At 46.0% G+C, this 528-nt stretch carries 1 rRNA gene; it reads right to left on the reverse strand.

The window, feature by feature from the left end:
• Positions 1-528, reverse strand: a 23S ribosomal RNA gene (locus tag V3391_RS17520); the annotation flags it as partial.

Consider the following 528-nt stretch of genomic DNA (forward strand, 5'->3'; position numbering starts at 1 on the left):
CATCGCCAGTTCTGCTTACCAGAAAAAGCCCACTAACAACCGTGTATTCTAAAATAGTGTTTGTTCAAATTAAGCAACAAAACACGTCGCACCCATTCAAAGTTTGAGAACAGACCAAGGGCATTGCGCCCCCGAATTCTTTAATCATTCGCTTTACCAGATGCAACTACTTTTATCGGTTGGTGCTATCCTAAGGGAAATTTCGGGAGGAACCAGCTACTAGATGGTTCGATTAGTCTTTCGCCCCTATACCCAAATTTGACGATCGATTTGCACGTCAGAATCGCTACGAGCCTCCACCAGAGTTTCCTCTGGCTTCACCCTATTCAGGCATAGTTCACCATCTTTCGGGTCCCAACAGATATGCTATTACTCAAATCTTCCGCAAGCGAACGATCGGTCGATAGTGCCTCCCACCCGAGGGCGAGATTCCTACCTCAAGCCTTGCGGCTCTTTACTTTCATTACGCATCAGGGTTTGTCACCCAAATACTCGCATATATGTTAGACTCCTTGGTCCATGTTACAA

This window comes from Luteimonas flava (assembly GCF_036584485.1).
In the GTDB taxonomy this organism is placed as follows: Bacteria; Pseudomonadota; Gammaproteobacteria; order Xanthomonadales; family Xanthomonadaceae; genus Luteimonas; species Luteimonas flava.